The organism is Yersinia sp. Marseille-Q3913 (assembly GCF_963892745.1).
In the GTDB taxonomy this organism is placed as follows: Bacteria; Pseudomonadota; Gammaproteobacteria; order Enterobacterales; family Enterobacteriaceae; genus Yersinia; species Yersinia bercovieri.
This window is the reverse complement of sequence record NZ_CAWQAF010000067.1, coordinates 1-1,702: the sequence shown is the minus strand read 5'-3', so window position 1 is coordinate 1,702 and position 1,702 is coordinate 1. Positions and strand designations below refer to the sequence as shown.

The following is a 1,702-nucleotide window of genomic DNA, read 5'->3' as shown; positions in this document are numbered from 1 at the left end:
TTTTAGGCATATAATGATCCTTAATTTACTGTTTCTGCTGTTTTAAAAAGAGCAATGTTCCTCTTAATGAGCATTTTTTTGACATCATCGGCATGAATGCGGTTATCGGCCAGAGCGTAAATAGCCAATCTATGGTTATCGTTCACGGCAATGATTTATTTTTCATATACCCCCTAGGGCACTGAAAAGTTTCAGGCCCTTTGTGTATGATTAATTGTAAAATTTACCTTTAGCTCTTCCTATTTTTTAATATGTATTGTTTCGATAGAGCGATAGCTAAGTTTGCTATAGTGTCAGCATTATTAGTTGTGATCTTTAACCTTATTTTATCGCTGGTCATAAATTTGGTCATAGCTGAGTTCATATCAGAGGACTTTGCAGCACTCATGAAATTTGATTTATCAGATATACTTTCAGATTTTAAGCCCTTTTGAGTGATGATTCGGTTTGTTTTTATGAATTTACTGGAGTTTTTCATCTCATTTGTTAATTCTAATTTATCAAAATAACTTGAGTCTATAGAATTAATTTTCATATCTTTTAATAGTGAGTTTGTATACCAATAGTCGTATGTACCATGAAGGTGCGAGGATTCGTGTATTATTACCCCAGCCCTATCTATTGCTTTGTAGGATAGGAATTTATCAGGCTCAATATAAATTCTACTTTCTTTTGATGATATACTGACGAAAGCAATAACTTTTTTTGTTGGTGAGTCTTTTATGAATGTTACACCGAGGCCTGCCAATAGTCTTATCTCACTAATGGTGTTTTTTATTGACTCAAATTTGCTTGTTAATTCTGAAAATAGATTTTTTTTCTCTGATTCTGATTGTGTACCAAAGAACTTATCAATAACAGATTCTGCTTCTGGCGTTTTATTTTTTAATTCAGAAAGTACATTTGCTAGTATGTTATTAGCCTCCGCGTATGTTTCTGTCATTATTTTTTTAGCTGTGATGTAGTTGCTGTTTTTGGTGGCCCGTCCTAGAGATGCTAAATCATTATAACCAAGTGACATTAATTCAAAAGGGCCCCCATTTTTTTCTGAACCAATATATTTTATAGGCGCTAACCCATCTTCATCCATCAACGTAACTGGATTATTCCTCACCATCCGATATAAGTTCAGCCCATCTATTGTCCCTGCCGGGTCGGCACTTAGCCATCTGCCCAGCCAAGGCTGGTAATAACGGTGACCATAATAGTAGAGGCCGGTGGCATCGCGCTCTTTACCGGAATAGCGCACGGTTTTATATTTCGCTTCCATGGTGTTGCGGGCAGAAAATACCGCAGTACCGCCGAATGGGTAATACTCCTCCTGACTGATAATATCGCCGTGAGCATCCAGCTCTAATAAACTGGAGCCAATTTGATTATCGAAACTGTAACGTAACTGGGCATTATCAATGCCCTCCGGTTTGCCTTGTTCCCACAGCAACACTCGCACCTGTGCGCGTCCGGCGGCACCGAGGGTAATGACCTGAAAATCTTCGGTAAGTTGTTGACCACTGTACTGAGTGCGCAGTTCCAGACCTGGCAGGTAGGTAACTGTTGTGGTTTGAGTGGTGTTATTAGTGTGCTGAATGCTTTGTTTCACCACCCGCCTACCGTCACTGCCATAGAGGTAGCTTTCGTGGTCATCTTTGGCGCTGTTTTCCGCACCTCGCTTCACGGTGGTGACCTGCTGTAATTGGTTGCG

Annotated in this window: 1 protein-coding gene; it reads right to left on the bottom strand. The window is 39.6% G+C overall.

The annotated features are described in order from the left end of the window. Window positions 1–229: 229 nt before the first annotated feature. Window positions 230–1,702: RHS repeat-associated core domain-containing protein (locus tag AACW11_RS18115; protein ID WP_249192972.1), on the bottom strand; the 1,473-nt coding region annotated here is incomplete at its 5' end.